Annotated in this window: 15 protein-coding genes; 5 read left to right on the top strand and 10 right to left on the bottom strand. The window is 67.3% G+C overall.

The features are described 5' to 3' along the window. Window positions 1-24: 24 nt before the first annotated feature. From V3328_RS22530 to V3328_RS22520, 3 genes are all read right to left on the bottom strand, one after another. A complete protein-coding gene (locus tag V3328_RS22530) occupies window positions 25-1,308 on the bottom strand; it encodes a cyclic nucleotide-gated ion channel (protein ID WP_340331980.1) in 1,284 nt (427 codons plus the stop codon). 17 nt (window positions 1,309-1,325) lie between these two features. Continuing rightward, on the bottom strand, window positions 1,326-3,056 hold the full coding sequence (locus tag V3328_RS22525) for a cation:proton antiporter domain-containing protein (protein WP_340331979.1): 1,731 nt from the start codon (window positions 3,054-3,056) through the stop codon (window positions 1,326-1,328). Between the two features lie 153 nt (window positions 3,057-3,209). Then, on the bottom strand, window positions 3,210-4,421 hold the full coding sequence (locus V3328_RS22520; RefSeq protein ID WP_340331978.1) for an NADP-dependent isocitrate dehydrogenase: 1,212 nt from the start codon (window positions 4,419-4,421) through the stop codon (window positions 3,210-3,212). Window positions 4,422-4,742: 321 nt separating this feature from the next. Between V3328_RS22520 and V3328_RS22515 the strand changes: the two genes are divergently transcribed. The 3 genes from V3328_RS22515 (at window position 4,743) to rpsD (ending at window position 7,285) form a co-directional block, all read left to right on the top strand. Then, window positions 4,743-5,510, top strand: coding sequence for an RNA methyltransferase (locus V3328_RS22515; protein WP_340331977.1), 768 nt, complete (start codon window positions 4,743-4,745; stop codon window positions 5,508-5,510). A 120-nt stretch (window positions 5,511-5,630) separates the two neighbouring features. Beyond that, window positions 5,631-6,455, top strand: coding sequence for a glutamate racemase (gene murI, locus V3328_RS22510; RefSeq protein WP_340332132.1), 825 nt, complete (start codon window positions 5,631-5,633; stop codon window positions 6,453-6,455). Between the two features lie 212 nt (window positions 6,456-6,667). Then, the gene (gene rpsD / locus V3328_RS22505; RefSeq protein WP_340331976.1) at window positions 6,668-7,285 is read left to right on the top strand and encodes a 30S ribosomal protein S4; all 618 of its coding nucleotides are present in this window, start codon (window positions 6,668-6,670) and stop codon (window positions 7,283-7,285) included. A 70-nt stretch (window positions 7,286-7,355) separates the two neighbouring features. Here the strand turns inward: rpsD and V3328_RS22500 are convergent, their stop codons facing one another. Then, window positions 7,356-7,907 carry a paraquat-inducible protein A gene (locus tag V3328_RS22500; RefSeq protein ID WP_340331975.1) on the bottom strand — a complete coding sequence of 184 codons (552 nt, stop codon included), beginning with the start codon at window positions 7,905-7,907 and terminating at the stop codon, window positions 7,356-7,358. A gap of 58 nt (window positions 7,908-7,965) precedes the next feature. On the opposite strand from V3328_RS22500, the gene V3328_RS22495 reads away from it, so the two are divergent. After that, a complete protein-coding gene (locus V3328_RS22495; protein WP_340331974.1) occupies window positions 7,966-8,901 on the top strand; it encodes a 50S ribosomal protein L11 methyltransferase in 936 nt (311 codons plus the stop codon). Window positions 8,902-9,001: 100 nt separating this feature from the next. Here the strand turns inward: V3328_RS22495 and V3328_RS22490 are convergent, their stop codons facing one another. From V3328_RS22490 to V3328_RS22465, 6 genes are all read right to left on the bottom strand, one after another. Then, window positions 9,002-9,652, bottom strand: a complete 651-nt coding sequence (locus tag V3328_RS22490) for a HupE/UreJ family protein (RefSeq protein ID WP_340331973.1) — start codon at window positions 9,650-9,652, stop codon at window positions 9,002-9,004. Then, complete coding sequence (locus V3328_RS22485; protein ID WP_340331972.1) at window positions 9,649-10,248, bottom strand: HupE/UreJ family protein; 600 nt, start codon at window positions 10,246-10,248, stop codon at window positions 9,649-9,651. Before V3328_RS22485 ends, V3328_RS22490 begins: the two co-directional genes overlap by 4 nt. Window positions 10,249-10,258: 10 nt before the next feature. After that, window positions 10,259-11,272 (bottom strand): HupE/UreJ family protein, encoded by a 1,014-nt coding sequence (locus V3328_RS22480; protein ID WP_340331971.1) that lies wholly within the window; start codon window positions 11,270-11,272, stop codon window positions 10,259-10,261. Then, the gene (locus V3328_RS22475; protein WP_340331970.1) at window positions 11,272-11,985 is read right to left on the bottom strand and encodes a peptidyl-prolyl cis-trans isomerase; all 714 of its coding nucleotides are present in this window, start codon (window positions 11,983-11,985) and stop codon (window positions 11,272-11,274) included. The genes V3328_RS22480 and V3328_RS22475 overlap by 1 nt, the downstream gene beginning before the upstream one ends. A gap of 507 nt (window positions 11,986-12,492) precedes the next feature. Beyond that, window positions 12,493-13,602 carry a hypothetical protein gene (locus tag V3328_RS22470; RefSeq protein WP_340331969.1) on the bottom strand — a complete coding sequence of 370 codons (1,110 nt, stop codon included), beginning with the start codon at window positions 13,600-13,602 and terminating at the stop codon, window positions 12,493-12,495. A gap of 37 nt (window positions 13,603-13,639) precedes the next feature. Next, complete coding sequence (locus tag V3328_RS22465) at window positions 13,640-15,901, bottom strand: DUF3604 domain-containing protein (RefSeq protein WP_378758861.1); 2,262 nt, start codon at window positions 15,899-15,901, stop codon at window positions 13,640-13,642. A gap of 180 nt (window positions 15,902-16,081) precedes the next feature. On the opposite strand from V3328_RS22465, the gene V3328_RS22460 reads away from it, so the two are divergent. After that, a complete protein-coding gene (locus V3328_RS22460; protein ID WP_340331968.1) occupies window positions 16,082-17,143 on the top strand; it encodes an AraC family transcriptional regulator in 1,062 nt (353 codons plus the stop codon). Window positions 17,144-17,145 lie beyond the last annotated feature (2 nt).

The following is a 17,145-nucleotide window of genomic DNA, read 5'->3' as shown; positions in this document are numbered from 1 at the left end:
CGCTTGCGCCGGCGCCCCTGCAGATCAGCCGCCGGGCTCCTCCGGCCCGGCGCCGAGCTCCTCGGCGATGATGTCGCCGCCGCGCACGACGCGCTCCCGGCCGAGCCGCGCATCGGCGATCTTGCGGATGCGTTGGCCGATGTCGGGGTTGCGCTCCAGCAGGACGTGGAAGTCGTCGGCCGACAGCACCAGCAGGTTGACGCGGGTGACGGCGACGACGGTGGCGGAGCGGCGCGACTTCTTCAGGACCGCAATCTCGCCGAAGAAATCGCCGGCGCCGAGCCTGACGGTGGAGTCCTTCAGGTCGAGCTGGACCTCGCCGCTGGCGATGAAATACATCGCCTCGGCGACCTCGCCGCGCCGCACCACGGTGCTGCCCGGAGGCAGCGTGCGCGCCTTCAGCAGGTTCATGATCTCGGCGATCTCGGAGGCGTTGAGCGTCGCAAACAGCGGCACCCGGGCGACCATGCCCCAGTTCACCACGAACTCGCGGCGGTGCACCTCCTGGACGAAGGCAGTCGCCACGATGCCGAGCGGCAGCGCGAACATCGCCAGGCCGAACAGCATGATGACGCCACCGAGGACGCGGCCACCGGGGGTCAGCGGCACGACGTCGCCGTAGCCGACCGTGGTCAGCGTCACCACCGCCCACCACAGCGCCTGCGGGATCGAGCCGAACGCATCGGGCTGGGCGTTGCGCTCCACCGCGTACATGACGGCGGCGGCCACCAGCACCATCCCGGCCATGATGATCAGGCTGGCGGCCAGCGCCCGCCATTCCGTCCTGACGGCGCGCACCAGGCTGCGCAGGCCGGTCGAATAACGGGCCAGCTTGAAGAACCGCACCAGCCGGAAGACGCGCAGGAGGCGCAGGTCCACCGGCACGATGAAGGACAGGTAGAAAGGCAGGATCGCCAGGAGATCGATGAGCGCGTAGGGCGTCAGCGCGTATTTCAGCCGCGCCCTGCCGGGCGGCATCGCCGAATACGGCATGTGCTCCGGTGCCACCCAGAGCCGCACGACGTACTCGATGGTGAAGATCGCCACCGAGACCAGCTCGATGACGGCGAACAGGCGGTGGTACTCGGCATCGAGCGCGGGCACGGTCTCGAAGCAGACGGCGGCGACGTTGACGCAGATCAGCACGATCAGCGCCGCGTCGACGAGCTTCGGCAGAAGCCGGTCGGTCGGTCCCTCCTCGATGATGTCGTAGGCCGCCTTGCGGGGCGTCCTGGCGACCGCAGCGGCGTGCCGCCCCCTGCCGCGCGTCCGTCCGGAGGCGAAGATCGCGGCAAACCAGCCGATCACTGTCCGCCTCCCGGCATTCAGCCCTCCTCGGCCTCGAGCTTGAGGAGTTCCTGCTCGCGCTCCTGCTCGACGCGCCGCGAGACCGCGTCGTCCGGGTAGCCGAGGCCGGCCAGGACGCGGCCGGCAAGCTGCAGGCTGCCCTCGACCGCCTCCGGCACGACCGCCTCGGCACCGAGCCGGCGGAGGGCCCTGGCATGGTCGGCATCGCGGGCGCGGGCGTAGACCGGGGCGTTGGGGCGCCGCCTGCAGGCGGCCCGCACCATCAGTTCGGCATTGTGCGGCGAATCAACGGTCACGATGAAGGCGCGCGCCCTGTCGGCGCCGGCCCTGTCGAGGATCTCCTCGCGGCCGGCATCGCCGAAGTATATCAGCCGGCCGGCCTTGCGCTCCTGGCCGACGAGCCGGGCATCCTGGTCGAGCGCGACGTAGGGAACGTTCTCCGCCTCCAGCACCCGGGCGATGGTCCGCCCGACGCGCCCGAAGCCGCCGATGACGACATGACCGTCAAGCGCCAGCGGCTCGCGGCCGGGCGTGATCGCGTCGTTCTCGACGGTCTCGAGACGCCGCCCCACGGTCCGGCTCATGCGGGCGAGCAGCGGCGTCATCGCCATGGTCAGGCTGACCACGACGATCAGGAACTGGCTGGTGCCTGCGGGCAGCAGGCCGTCGGAGCGGGCGAGGGCAAACACCACGAAACCGAATTCGCCGGCCTGCGACAATAGTATGGCCGCCTCCGCGGCGGTCGCCAGCGGCACGCCGAACATGCGGGCGGAGACGAAGGTGACGGCAGCCTTCAGCGCCACAAGGCCGAGCACCGCCGGCACGATCCACAGGATCAGGTCGGCGACCACCGCAAGATCTATGCTCATGCCGACCGTGGTGAAGAACAGGCCCAGCAGCAGCCCCTTGAAGGGGTCCAGATCGACCTCGATCTGGTGGCGGTACTCGCTCTCCGCCAGCAGCAGGCCGGCGAGAAAGGCGCCGAGCTCCGCCGACAGGCCGGCCGCGTCGGTGCCGATCGCCGCGGCGACGACCGCCAGCAGCACGATCGCCATGATCAGTTCCCGGCTACCAGTCAGCGCCGCCTGGCGCAGCAGCGGCCGAAGCACGAAGCGGCCGAGCAGCAGGATCGCCGTCACCGCCACGGCGGCCTCGACGAGCGCGATGCCGACCTCACGGAGGATATCGCCGTCGGGGTCCGACATCAGCGACACGATGATCAGGGCGGGAACGACCATCAGGTCCTGCATCAGCAGGACCGACAGCGACACCCGTCCGGTGGGGGACGCGAGCCGGCGCTCCTCGACCAGCAGCTGCATGACGATCGCCGTCGACGACAGCGCCAGCGCCAGCCCGACGACGATGGCGACCGGCCCCGGCTGCCCCAGAAGGGCGGCCGCCACGGCCACCAGCATCATGGTCAGCACCACCTGGAAGGTGCCGACACCCAGCACGTAGCGCTTCATTTCCCAGAGCCGGGCAAAGGACAGCTCGAGGCCGAGCACGAACAGCAGGAAGACGACGCCGAACTCGGCGAAGGGCTCCACCTGCTCGGGTTCGCCGATGACCAGGTGGCTGATCAGCGGCACGTCGAACTGCAGGCGGCCGAATCCGAACGGCCCGACGACGACGCCGGCGACGATGAAGCCGAGCACGGTGCCGAGCCGGAAGCGGTGGAAGATCGGGACGACGACGCCCGCGACGATCAGGAAGACGAGCGCGTCATGGAGCCAGAGCTGATCTTCCAAGGCGCAATATCCCTGCTGCCGCGATTCAGATGCCGCCCATATTGCCCGCAATCCGGGCCTGCGCGAAGCGCAAGGCGCAAACGCCGCCGGACGGGCAAGAAAAAGGGGCGCGGAAAACCGCGCCCCCGGGGGTGTCGCCGCGAGACGGCGGCGTCAGTCCATCGCCGCCTGCAGGTTCTCGTCGACCTTGTCGAGGAAGCCGGTGGTGGTCAGCCACTTCTGATCCGGGCCGACCAGCAGCGCCAGATCCTTCGTCATGAACCCGGACTCGACGGTGTCGATGCAGACGGTCTCCAGCGTCCGGGCGAACTTCGCCAGCTCGTCGTTGCCGTCCAGCTTGGCGCGATGGGCGAGGCCGCGGGTCCAGGCGAAGATCGACGCGATCGAGTTGGTCGAGGTCTCGTTGCCGGCCTGATGCTGCCGGTAGTGACGGGTGACGGTGCCGTGGGCGGCTTCCGCCTCGACCGTCCTGCCGTCCGGCGTCATCAGCACCGACGTCATCAGACCCAGAGAGCCGAAGCCCTGCGCGACGGTGTCGGACTGCACGTCGCCGTCGTAGTTCTTGCAGGCCCAGACATAGCCGCCCGACCACTTCATCGCCGCGGCGACCATGTCGTCGATCAGCCGGTGCTCGTAGGTGATGCCCTTGGCCTTGTACTTGTCGGCGAACTCGGCGTCGAAGATCTCCTGGAACAGGTCCTTGAAGCGCCCGTCATAGGCCTTCAGGATCGTGTTCTTGGTGGACAGGTAGAGCGGGTAGCCGCGGTTCAGCGCGTAGTTCATCGAGGCGCGGGCGAAGTCGCGGATCGAATCGTCGAGGTTGTACATCGCCATGGCGACGCCGGAGCCCGGCGCGTCGAACACCTCGCGCTCGATCGTTTCGCCGTCATCGCCGACGAACCGGATCGTCAGCTTGCCCTTGCCCGGGAACAGGAAGTCGGTGGCGCGGTACTGGTCGCCGAAGGCATGGCGTCCGATGATGATCGGCTGAGTCCAGCCGGGCACCAGCCGGGGCACGTTGTTGCAGATGATCGGCTCGCGGAAGATGACGCCGCCGAGGATGTTGCGGATCGTGCCGTTCGGCGAGCGGTACATGCGCTTCAGGCCGAATTCCTCGACGCGCGCCTCGTCCGGCGTGATGGTGGCGCACTTGACGCCGACGCCGTACTGCTTGATCGCCTCGGCGGCGTCGACCGTCACCTGGTCGTCGGTCTCGTCGCGGTACTCGATCCCGAGGTCGTAGTACTTCAGGTCGATGTCGAGATAGGGGTGGATCAGCTTGTCCTTGATAAGCTGCCAGATGATGCGGGTCATCTCGTCGCCGTCGAGCTCGACGACCGGATTATCGACCTTGATCTTCGCCATGAACTGCGCCTCTTGAATGGGTGTCTGCGAAAGGAATGGAGAGCCGGCGCGAGCGCAAGCCGCGACGCCGGCATCGATGTCGCGGCCCCTATAGCACTCCGCTTGGAGAGTTTGAAGCCGACGTTGGTCGGATCGCGAGCGCCTGCCGCCCGCCGTGCGGGCGCATGCGGCCCGACGGTCCCGGATTACGCTGCCGCTCCATCCGGGCTACAGGCTGAACCAAGGCACGGGAGGCCTCAGGGAACCGGCCGCCGGGTCGCCGCGGATTGCGCTGCCGCTCCATCCGGGCTACGGGCTGTGCAATCCAGCCGAAGACCGCCAATGACGTCCACAGCAACTCGCTCCCCCGCCCCGAAAGTCATCCTCGTCGCGCCGCAACTCGGCGAGAACATCGGCATGGTCGCCCGCGCCATGGCCAATTTCGGGCTGCGCGAGCTGCGCCTCGTCAAGCCACGCGACGGCTGGCCCAGCGACAAGGCGCGCGCCGCCGCGTCCGGCGCCGACTGGGTGGTCGACGAGGCGACGGTATACGGGTCGACCGCTGAGGCCGTCGCCGACCTCGGCCTGGTGCTGGCGACGACGGCGCGGCCGCGCGAGATGTCGAAGCCGATCCTGACCGCCGAGTCGGCAGCCGTGCGCCTGGCCGAGCGCGTCGATGCCGGCGAGTCGGCCGGCATCCTGTTCGGCGCCGAGCGGTCGGGGCTCGACAACGACGACGTGGCGCTGGCGGACGCCATCATCACCTTCCCGACCGCGCCCGAATTCGCCTCGCTCAACCTCGCCCAGTCGGTGCTGCTGAGCGGCTACGAGTGGTTCCGGACCCGCGGCGGGACCGGCGGGCGGCCGCGCGCCGAGCTGCCGCCGCTGGCGGCGAAGGCCGACGTCGAGCGGCTGTTCGAGCACCTGGAAGGGGAACTGGATGCGGCCGGCTTCCTGTATCCGCCGGAAAAGCGGCCGGTCATGGTGCGCAACCTGCGGACGATCTTCCTGAAGGCGGCGCTGACCGACCAGGAGGTGCGCTCGCTGCGCGGCGTGATCCGGGCGCTGTCGGAGCTGAAGCAGCGGCGGGCAAAACCCGCCGATGAGTGAGCGATCGGTTGATCGGGGGCCCGATTTCGCCAGAATTCCCTGCGATCGGGTCGGGGCAGCGGCACGGACTCGCCTGCCGGCGAGCCGGCGCCGTCCGGAGATGTGACGGTCACCCAGGACATGCCCCGCATCGTCGTCTTCGATTCCGGCCTCGGCGGCCTGTCGGTGCTCACGGAGGTGCGCAAGGCGCGTCCGGACGCCGACATCGCCTATGTCGCCGACACGGCCGGCTTTCCCTATGGCGGCCGGCAGGACGGCGAGGTGGTGCGCCGGGTGCTGGCGGTGTTCGAGAGGATCGTCGCCGTGCGGCCGCCCGACGTGGCGGTGATCGCCTGCAACACGGCCTCGACGCTGGTGCTGCCCTACCTCAGGGCGAGCCACGATTTTCCCTTCGTCGGCACGGTGCCGGCGATCAAGCCGGCCGCCGAGCAGACGCGGTCGGGGCTGATCAGCGTGCTGGCGACGCCCGGCACCGTGAAGCGCGACTACACGCGCGCGCTGATCGAAAGCTACGCCTCGAACGCGCGGGTCACGCTGATCGGCGCGACCGGGCTTGCCGCCCTGGCCGAAGCCGCGATGCGCGGCGAAGCGGTGGACGACGCGGCGATCGGCGCCGAGATCGCGCCGGTGTTCGTGGAGGAGCCGGGCCGGCGCACCGACGTCGTGGTGCTCGGCTGCACGCACTATCCGCTCGTTCTCGACCGTCTCCGGCGCCTGGCGCCGTGGCCGGTGACCTGGATCGACCCCGCCCCGGCGATCGCCCGGCGGGTGACGAGCCTGCTTGCCGGAATGCCGGTCGGGGCGACGGCCGGGCCCGGCGAAGCGGTGTTCACGGGCAGGCCGGCCGATCCGGGCGCGATGGAAGCGCTGATGGGCCGGTTCGGCCTGACGGGTCCGGCCCATTGGGAGCCGGCCGCCGGCGCGACCGGGCGCGGCGCCGTCTGACCGGGGCGCCGTTTGACATTGCAACCTGCCGGTTATATCTAGCTGCCTGCGCGGGCCGTTGGGTCCGCGTATTGCATTCCGCTTCCGTGGCATTCGGGGTTTCCGCCGGTTTTGGCGGCGTGGCCTTGGTGCCTGTCAGCCGTGCGAGCGGCAGAGGAGGAGCGGGTCATACTCGAACTGAACCCGCATAGGCGAAACAAAGGTTACGTACGATGACGAAGCGCATCCAGGCCAAGCACAAGCTTGACCGCCGCATGGGGCAGAACATCTGGGGCCGCCCGAAGAGCCCGGTCAACCGGCGCGAATACGGCCCCGGCGAACACGGCCAGCGGCGCCGCACCAAGACCTCCGACTTCGGCCTGCAGCTCAAGGCCAAGCAGAAGCTCAAGGGCTACTACGGCAACATCACCGAAAAGCAGTTCCGCCGCATCTACGACGAAGCGACCCGGATGCGCGGCGACGCCAACGCCAACCTGATCGGCCTGCTGGAGCGCCGCCTCGACGCGGTCGTCTACCGCGCCAAGTTCGTGCCGACCGTCTTCGCCGCCCGCCAGCTCGTCGGCCACGGCCACGTCAAGGTGAACGGCCGCCGCGTCAACATCCCGAGCTTCCGCTGCTCGGTCGGCGACGTCATCGAGATCCGCGACAAGTCGAAGGACATGGCGCTGATACTCGAGGCCATCGACAGCTCCGAGCGCGACGTGCCGGAGTATATCGACGTCGACCACAAGAAGATGACCGCCACCTACGTCCGCGTCCCGGAACTGGCGGAAGTGCCCTATCCGGTGATGATGGAGCCGAACCTGGTCATCGAATTCTACTCGCGCTGAGCCGCGCCGGTTCGCAACGAGATTTCGAGGCCGCCCCCTTCGGGCGGCCTTTTTCGTTTGCAGGAGGCGTTCAGATCGCCGCCCTGCCCCGCGTCTCCAGCAGGCGGGCGGCGACGATCGAGAGGATCGCGGCCAGCGCGAAGAACCAGATGCCCGGCAGGGCGGTGGCGTCGGCGAGGCCGGAGCGCTTGACGGCGAACACCACCAGCGCGATCACCAGCACGTCCAGCATCGACCAGCGCCCGAACAGGGCGGCGAGGCGGACCGCCGTCGCCGGCATTCCCCTGCCGGCGATCCTGCCGGCGGCGAGCCGCGCCAGCACGACGAGCTTCAGGGCCGGAAAGACGATCGAGAAGGCGCCGAGCACCAGGCCGAGGAAGTATTCCCGCTCCTCGAGCAGCGCAACGACGACCCCGAGCAGCGAATGGCGCTCCGGCAGCAGGAAGAAGCGATGGAACTCGAGGCTCGGCAGCAGCAGGCCGAGGACCAGCGACACCGCAGCGGCCGCAACGATGGCGGCGGGACCGTAGCGCCGCCAGCAGGCGCGGACCGGGCCCGTGGCGGCAGCCGTGGAGCGCCCCTGTTCCATTCCCTCACCGCCCTGCCCGGTCCAGTCTGCCACCTGATGCACCGGCGCACGAAAACGGCCGTGGCAACGCATCGTGAATAGCGATATTCGGGTGCATACGGGCAATCGGGCCCGCACGAAACCCCGCACCTCGAAACCAGCACCAGGGAGACCGGCCATCTACCGCGTACGCATACAAGCCGACGACGAGGCCGAGGCCGACGCGATCTCGGACGCGCTCGGCTACGCCCTGTTCCCCGAGACCAGCGCCGTCGGCATGATCGAGACCGACAAGGGCTGGTTCGCCGAGGCATTCTACACCGACGAACCCGAGGAAGCCGCCATTCGCGCGATCCTCGAGCGGGCGACGGGCAGGCCGGCGGCGAACCGCCGGATCGTCTGCGAGGCGCTGGCCGACCGCAACTGGGTCAAGGACAGCCTGGAGGCGCTGCCGCCCGTCTTCGCCGGCCGCTTCGCCGTGTTCGGCCACCACGACAAGGCGCGCATCCCGGCCAACGCCATACCGATCGAGATCGAGGCCGGCCAGGCCTTCGGCACCGGCCACCACGGCACGACGCTCGGCTGCCTGACGGCGCTCGACCGGCTTTCCAGGCGCGGCCGGTTCACCCGCCCGCTTGATGTCGGCTGCGGCACCGGCGTCCTGGCGATCGCGGCTGCAAAGCTCCTGCGGGTGCCGGTCGCGGCCACCGACATCGACCCGATCGCCGTTGCGCTGACCCGGGAGAATGCCGCCAAGAACGGCGTCGCCGCGCTGGTGCGGGCGGTGACGGCGGACGGCGTCGGGGCGCAGGCCGTCAAGTCGGGAGCGCCCTACGACCTCGTGCTGGCCAACATCCTCGCAAAGCCGCTGGTGGCGCTCGCCCCGGCGATCCGTCCGCTGATGGCGCGGGGCACGGTGGTCATCCTGTCCGGCCTGCTCACCACCCAGCGCCGCGAGGTCGAGGCCGCCTGGCGCGCGCGCGGCTGCGTGCCGATGTTCCGCATCGTGCTCGACGGCTGGGCAACGCTGGTGCTGGAGGTGCACTAGGAGGCAGGCACGACGGGACTGCCCCGCGCTCACCCGACACGCTGTTCCACGTCAAAACGCCTCATCTTGCGAGGCTGACCGCACCTGCGCTCAATTCGCATCATCCGCCGCTCCCCGAATTCCCGACGGCACCGCCGGCCGTCCAGAGCGCCCAGTGCTGAACCAGCAGCATGGCAAAGTAGAGAAAGGCGCACGCGGAAATCCAAGAACCGGCCACCCGCGCGGCGACGCGATGCCAGTGCAAGTGCGCACCGAGGGTCAGTCCGGCAATCACCGTTGCCAAGGCAACGCAACCGATCACCGTCGCGACGGCGCTCCACAGACGGCCGGCAGCGGCGCCCGCCTCCGGAACCGCGTCTGTCCCCACTGCCAGCCCGCAAACGGCCGCGACACCGACGGCCAGCCAGAGTGGGGCGCGCAAACCCGCGGTGACCGCGCCGGCAGCCGCCAGGGCGGTCGCGAGCAACAGAGGCGTCGCATCCGGCGGCTGAGGCAGCGCCGCCGACAGGACCAGCCCGGTGGCGACGCCGACGGCGAGGACCACAGTTCCCGCTCTGCATGCGGCGCGGCCGCCCCGGCCGAGCAGCAGAGCAGTCGCGACGACGGCGAGCAGTTCAGAGGGGACGACAAACGGATGCAGCAGCCCCGCATAGAAATCCCCCAGCCCCTCCAGAGCGCCGTGCGCCAATGCGGTCCCGGGAACCAGCCACAAGAGAGTTCCGGTGAGGGCGAATACGATGCGCCTGTTCACGCCATTCCCGTCAGGAACGCTCCGCCGGCGAACGCGATCAGTACCCCGGCGGTCCGCACGGCGATTCGGCCGACCGGCCATTTGGCGAGGCCGCCGAACGCGATCCCGCAAAGATGGAGAAGACCGGTGGCCACCACGAAGCCGAGCGCATAGGACACCGCGTCGGAGGCAACCGGCATTTCGGTTCCGTGCGCATAGCCATGAAAGACCGCGAAAATGCCGACGATCAAGGCTGCCGCCCACAGCGGCGGCTTCAGCGCGAGCGCGACGCAGATGCCGAGGACGACAGCCGAGAGCGCGATCCCCGTTTCGACTGCCGGCAGAGGCACCTCGATCATGCCGAAGGCCCCGCCGAGCGCCATGATGAGCGGAAAAACGATCGGCAGAACCCATATTGCCGGCGCTCCCAGGAAAACGCCCCACAGGCCGACGGCGATCATGGCGATGACGTGATCGGGTCCGAGCACGGGATGCAGGAAGCCGCTCGAGAAACCACCGGCGCCCCCCGTTTCCGTGTGTCCCAGCACGGGAGCCGCCACGATTATCGCTGCCAAGCAAACAGCGAAGCCGATGATGCCGCAACGCGCACGTGTCATTGGAATCCCCTCATGAGAATATCGCATCCAGCCGCTCCACAACCCAGAACGCGGCGACGCACCCGATACCGTAGGCGGCAGCCGTCCGAACGGATTTTCCCAGCGCGAAGATCAGCCGCGCCGAGTATCCGACCAGCAGGAGCGCGGCTATGAACACCAGCTGGCCGATTTCGACTCCGACGTTGAACGCAAACAATGCGAGCGGGACATCGCCCTGGGGCAGGCCGAGACCGACCATTGCTCCGGCGAACCCGAATCCATGCAGCAGGCCGAATCCAAATGCGACGATCCACGGCCAGGTGATCGTCAGGCTTTTCTCGCCGCGCTCCATCCGGACCGCCTCGGCGGCAACGAGCAGGATGCTCAAGGCGATCATCGCCTCGACAGGGGCCGGGGGCAAAGTCACCAGACCGAAGGTGGCCAGCGCCAGCGTGACGGAGTGGGCGATGGTGAAGGCGGTGATCGTCTGGACCAGGACCCGCCAGTCACGCACAATCAACATCAGCGAAGCGACGAACAGCAGATGGTCGAGGCCGTAGAGGATGTGCTCGATCCCCTGCACGAGATAGGTCAGCGCGACGCCCAACGTGCCCTGATCGGCATGAACCTCCAACCACGGGCGGGACGGCCGCACCAGCGACGTCGCGGAGGCGCCGCGACCGTCGTCGATGCGCACGAGAACGTCGGTAATCGTGGCTTCAAGCCCCGGAAAACGAATCCGCTTTCCAGCGAGGCCGCCCGGAATCTCGAAGGCGCTGCGTTCGATGCGGGAGCCGGGCAATGTCTGAACGCTCGGCTGCGTGAGCATCGTCGCATTGTCCGGCAGCGCCAGTGCGACCGGGAGCTGGGCGCCCGACAACAGTGGCGTGCGCCAGAACACAGCGTAGCGTTCCGGACCTATGCTATCGATCTGCAAATAGGCGGGACGCACATCATGTGCCGAAGCCGAACCTGTCAGCGCCGCCGCCAGGAACACGACCGGCGCAAGCAGCGCGAGGACACGGGCTGCGATCCGCGCGGCCATTATCGGACCGGTTCCCCTGTTGCACTCCCAGACGGTGGACGAACGGTGGTAAAGTCCACTGTCTGCGGATCGGGGATGACGATGGTGTAGCGCGACAGCATCTCCTCGTAAGCGCGCTCGCGGATCTCTCGATAGCGCTCGTCGAGCCAGGCGGAGCGGACGGTGTCCGCGATCGTGTCGAAGTCCGCGGGACGAGCCGGTTCGAGTGTGTCTATCCAGACGAGATGCCAGCCGTAGCCGGAGCGAATCGGCCCCTGCCATCGGTCCGGCGTCAGCTTGAACAGTTCCTCGGCGAAGGCAGGACCGAACTCCTTGGCTATCTCCACCGGACTGCGGCCGCCGTAGTAGTCGCGGAACATGAAACGATCCGCCCGAGCGGAGAGCTGCGGATCGTCCGCGGACGTTCCAGCCAACGAGGGGAGCAACGCCTCGGCATCCATCCGGGCGCCATCGAGGCCACGCTTGTCCTGCGAAAAATAGAGATGGCGGAAGCTGACCCGCGGCGGCATGGCGAACCGCCCGGTATTGTCGGCGTACCAGGCGCGCAACTCCGACTCCGACGGCTCCTCGAGTTCGGCCAGATCGGCAAGCAGGAAGTCCATTTTCTGGGCGAGTCTCCGCTCGATGATCTCGTCGTCCTGGTCGAGACCGAGGGCCATCGCTTCGCGTACCAGGATGCGCTGGGTTGCCTCCTGCTTCGCCAGTTCGCGCATTTGATCGGGTTGGGGGACCGCACGTCCCTGTGCGAGCAAAACCAGGGCAATCTGGCGCAAATCATCTTCCGTCAGCTCGATCCTCAGCGGGTCGGCAGATGGCGGCGATGGGTCCTGCGGGACGACGACGGAGTAAACTGCGAAAAGGAGCGCGCCCGCTGCCAGGAACTGGAACAGCGGCTCCCGCAGGACGCGTACGATCCGACGGGCCCGAGTGGGAGTATCGCGATCCGCAGGCTGCCCAGCCGGGACCCCCCGCGCGGGTCTTCGCTCTGCGAGGCTGCTCAATTTTTGATTCCTCAATCCAGAGCGGTTCGGAGCCAGATGGGATCTTTCGGACGCGGCAATACCGGGTCAAGACCTATCCGTCGGCCGAAGGCGATAGCGGGCACATGGAGGAGGTCGTCCGATGTCAAGCGCGCGTCTCGCATTCTCCTTGCATGGGACCTGGCGAGCGACGGACGGCTGCCGATCGCAAACGGAACCGTTTGCATCACGTTGCCCTTCCTAGTTCAGCTGCCGCGCCGATGTCGCTGCTGCGTGAGCCTGGGCGACCGGGCTGTCCTTCAGGTAGGCGATGATCGCAAATCGCCCCGCCGGATCTCTGACGGCGTCCGACTCCAGGGCATCGATCAGTTCCGGCACGGCATCCCAATTGCGCCACTCGCCAAGATCCCCAACCACGAACCCGGCCATGGGCGGCCGGTTGCGGATGAACCCGCGATAGGCGTCGACGACACGCTGACGCGGGATTCTCCGGTTTGCGTTGCCGTGAACGCTGAGCGCCAGCAGCGCTGCTTCTATTTCCGGCAGGCTCCGGCCCGGGTCGGCAAGATAGGTCTCCTCGATCCAGGCGACCCGATCGGGCCCTCTCAATTCCAGGTCCGCAGCGAGCAGAGCAGCCAGATTGGTAGCATCGTGTGCGGCCGAGGCGTCGATCAGCTGCCGATCGATCGCCGCGGCATCCTGCGCATTGCCGGCGATCCCGAGAAGCAGGAGATAGGCGTCCCGGCGCTGCGCCAATGACGGGTCACTTGTCCAGTTGCGCAGCTTCTCCACGTCCAGCACCGGCTTGAGCGTCCGCATGACGTCGTACGGCGCGCGCGCCAGCTCGCCGAAGGCGATCTCGGCGACGAGCGGATCGGCACTTTCGAGCTGCCGCTCGACGACGGCGATGCGCGCCGGCCAGTTGGTCGTGTCGGGCGCAGCCTGGGCCGTACTGGACAGCGGCCAGGACAGCCGGGTGGCGTTCGATGGTCCGTCGACGGTCGTCAGGAAACGGCGCAGCCAATCGGCATGTTCCGTGCCGACCGGGCCCAGATCCGTCCATCGACCCGACTGCGAGTTTCGGGCCAGCAGGAACGTGCCACCCTGCGTCACAGTCCAACGCGCCGGGTCGGACGCGCCTTCGACATAGGTCCCCACGGGTCCGTCGCCCTTCAACTCCGCAACTATGCGAAACCCCTGACTGCCGCGAGCCGGCTCGGCCAGCACGACGACGTCCGCGGCATCGAGCTTCTGACCGATGGTCACGGAGACGGCCGAAAGACAGATTATGCACGCAACGGCCGAGCCGGAGCTGCCGGCCAGCAGCGTCGCCGGCAGGACAAGTTGCACCAGTTTGCGGATCCGGCCCGACATCATCGTGGTCCGACTATTCCGGCACTGTTGCTCCGGTCACCTCCGTGCCCAGGAATACCGGCGGCTCGACGACCTCGTAATTGGCGTACCCGAACTCGTTGCTGCGCGCGAAGATGAGTCCGACGCCGCCCTTGTCGTCGCCGTGTCCGGACGGCTTGTAGACCTTGTAGGTGTAATCCCTGTTGCCGAAATTCGTGACGAGCTTCCCGTCGGCGATGGAATAGGCGCTGTTCGGGTTGCCGAGATAGGAGTGTGACGGAAGGTCACCGAACTCCGAGGGCTGGGGAATGCGGGGATCGACATTCATGATCAGCAGCAAGCCGTCGCTGGTCCAGCGCGTCTTCATCAGTCCGCCGGTCACGGCGTTCTTCAGCCAGAGGTACTTGCCCGTGACAAGCGACTTGAGTTCGTCGTCGTTGAGGGCGACCGCGCCCTGCTTCTCGAGATCGTCGACGGTGCGCCCGGCCACCGCCTTGGCACGTTCATCGGCGGTCGGGGTGTACCAGATCGGCGAGGACCAGGCGCGCTCCTGAACGGTCGCCGGAACCATCTCCGGCGGTGGGACGCCCAGTTCCCTGGCCTGGATCGTGGTCCAGCGCGGCGTCGGGATCGCCAGGGCGCGGGCGTAGTAGAAGGCGTCGAGCGAGGGGTCGAAGTCCGGATCGGACCAGTAGCCGATCAACTCCGTCTTGCCTGTCGTGTCATCGTAGGTGGCGCTGACGAGATCGACGGTCGACTGGATTGCCGGCACCTTGCCGAACACGTCGGGCTCGCGATCGCCCGACCAGACGACGTCGTAGACCTTTTCGAAGCTCTGACCATCCTTCGACCAGCCCTTGACGATCTGGATCCGGTCGAGATTGGCCGCCGAAGGATCCTTGAGCGCCCACACGACGAACCGCGGCACCGATTCGCCCGAACGCGTCACGGCGGGCGGTGCCGGCAGGTCTGCGCCCATGGGCACGGCGCTGCTGTAGGCAAGCTTAACCCAGTCGTCGTTCCGGAGCATGCCGCCGTCGAAGTTCCAGCCGCCGAAAAAGCGCAACTGCATGCGGGGTCCGCTGGTGGCGAACGTCTCCTTGCGCTGCATCGCTTCGAACAGGGAGGCGCGCGTATTCTCGTCGGCCCAGAGCCCGGTCAGGCCCGCCGGGTTCTCCAATCGCACGTCCAGCCCGGTGAAGTTGTGACCCGCCATGCGCTCCTTCATGGTGCCGTCGAGACGGGCATGACCGCCGTAGAAATTCTCCTGGCGGTAGGGAACACCCGTATTGTGCGAGTCGGAACCGCCGACGATCCCGGTCTTGAAGGGATTGTAGCCCTTCGCCTGCTGCATCGCGATGCCGTCCTTCAGCGCCTGGCGGACGAAGCTGCCGCCGATGGTGATGAAGGCGTCCTCGGGATTGCCGAGCAGGAAATTCAGGATCTCGTAGTTGGCGAACTCGTCGTTGGGCGACAGCAGCGGGTGGGTTTCGGAAGCCCCCTTGATCTGCTTGATCTCGGTCAGCCGCTCGTTGCGGTCGCGCGCCTCGGCCCAGGCCTTGTCGATCGGGCGCCCCTGGAAGTCGACTTCGGTGGGAAACATCAGCCCGCCGGACACGTTGGCGTTGTGGGAAATCGCCAGCAGGTCGATGCCCGCCTTCCGCTGCTCGTCCATCCAGGCCCACAGGTCGGACGGCGTCTGGCTCTCGAGCGAACTGAACGGCCGCGCCGGCACCTTTGCGCAATCCTTGAAGAAGACGTTGCGGTGCATGTTCCGGTAGTCGGGCGTCGACGTCCACTCGTAGGAGCAGAAAGCCGTGAACTTGCCGGGCTCATTGGCCTCGTCGGCCGCCTTGTTGTTGGCCTGCCATACCGTGTCGGAGACTTCCGGCTGCACGAGCGCGGCGATCGGCTTCTCCTCGATCATGCTGGTGCCGAGCCACAGGTAGATGCGCTGGATATCGGCGGCGTCGTGGACCTGGAGTTCCTTGGCGATCGCCAGCTTGCTGATCGGCGATTCGGGATCGTTCGATAGCCGCACCACGCCGGCATATTCGGAGTGATCGGTGACGCCCATCCAGTCGAGCGGCGTGGTGATCTGGATATCGTAGCCGAGGGGGTGCTTGATCGGTTCGCCCTTCGCGTACTTGTAGGCATCGGCAGGGCCGGTGACGTGGTTGCCGAATATGTAGGCGTCAAACGACCAGCTGGTGTGAACGTGGGTTTCGCCGAAGTATGCCTTCCTGTCGGCCGGTTCCTGAGCCGTCGCCGTCGTCGCCACCATTCCGGCAATCATTATCGAAACGCAGATCGCTCCAGACAGGGTCCTGGCTCGAAGAATGTTCATCGGGGGCTTCCTTTTGACGGCTCACGCGGCATTCCGTGAACGCCCGCTTTGGGGAGTCACTTTGCGTCAAGATGATCATAGTATGCCAGCGCGAACAAACCATTTCACGCCATGTCGGGAGGGGGTTTCGTGCAGCATCGCAAGGTTCCGGTGATCTCGGTAACGGCCCTCGCCGGGGTTCCGGATTTCGTCAGGTCCCTTTATGGAGAGCCGACCCTGCGACGGGCCAACACGGCGGTGAAGCTCGACCTTGAAGCCATCGGCGATCCTGATGCGTTCATGCCGCTCGCCGTCCTGTCACGCTTCGTCCATGCGATCGAACGCCATGCCCGGCAGCCGGATTTCGGCTTGCTCGTCGCCCCGCACCTGTCGATCCGGAATTACGGGTGCTGGGGAAGTTATCTGCTGGGCGCAGATACGCTCGCCGGCGTCATCGAGCGCGCGATCCGGGCCAGCCGGTTTCACAGCAGCGACGAGAGCGTGAGGCTCGACGTCGCCAACGGTGTGGCACGTATCAGCTATCCCAGCGCGGCCAAGGGACAGAAGGGGTATCCGCATATCGCCTGCGGTGTCGTCGGGATCTTGCTGAGCATTTGTCGGGAATATCTTCCTGCCCACTGGCGTCCTCTGAGGGTCGAGCTCGACTTCCCAATGCCGAACCGGCCATCGGAGTACGAGGAGCAGTTCAAATGCCCGGTATGGTTCGATGCTGCCGCGCCGGCAGTTTGCATCGATGCCCACCAGCTGTCGCTGTCCAAGAACCGCTCAGATACCAGGCGCCTCTTGACCTTGAGCGACGTCGCGGGATCCCGAGAGCGTCTTCGCGATCCCGATTTTTCCGCAATTGTTGCAGAGCAGGTGCGCCATCAACTCGTTGCCGGCGGGGGGACCGTCGATAGTGTCGCTAGGACACTGGATTTAAGCGTCAGGAGCCTGCAGCGCGAACTGCACCGCTGCGGGGCAAGCTTTCGGGACATCACATCGACCGTGCGGACCAGACGGGCCGCCGAGCTGTTGAGGGAGACAGACGTTTCGATCACCCAGATCTCGGCCGATCTCGGCTATTCAGCCCCGGCTCACTTCGCACGCGCGTTCCGGAAAGTGACGGGCCGATCTCCCCGGGACTACCGGATGAGCTTCCGGCAGCAATCGGAAGATCGGCAGCAGACGCCGCCCGGCACCAATCCCTGAAG

The organism is Microbaculum marinum (assembly GCF_037855135.1).
Classification (GTDB): domain Bacteria; phylum Pseudomonadota; class Alphaproteobacteria; order Rhizobiales; family Tepidamorphaceae; genus Microbaculum; species Microbaculum marinum.
Note: the sequence above shows the minus strand (reverse complement) of the source record. Positions and strands in the feature narration are given on the sequence as shown.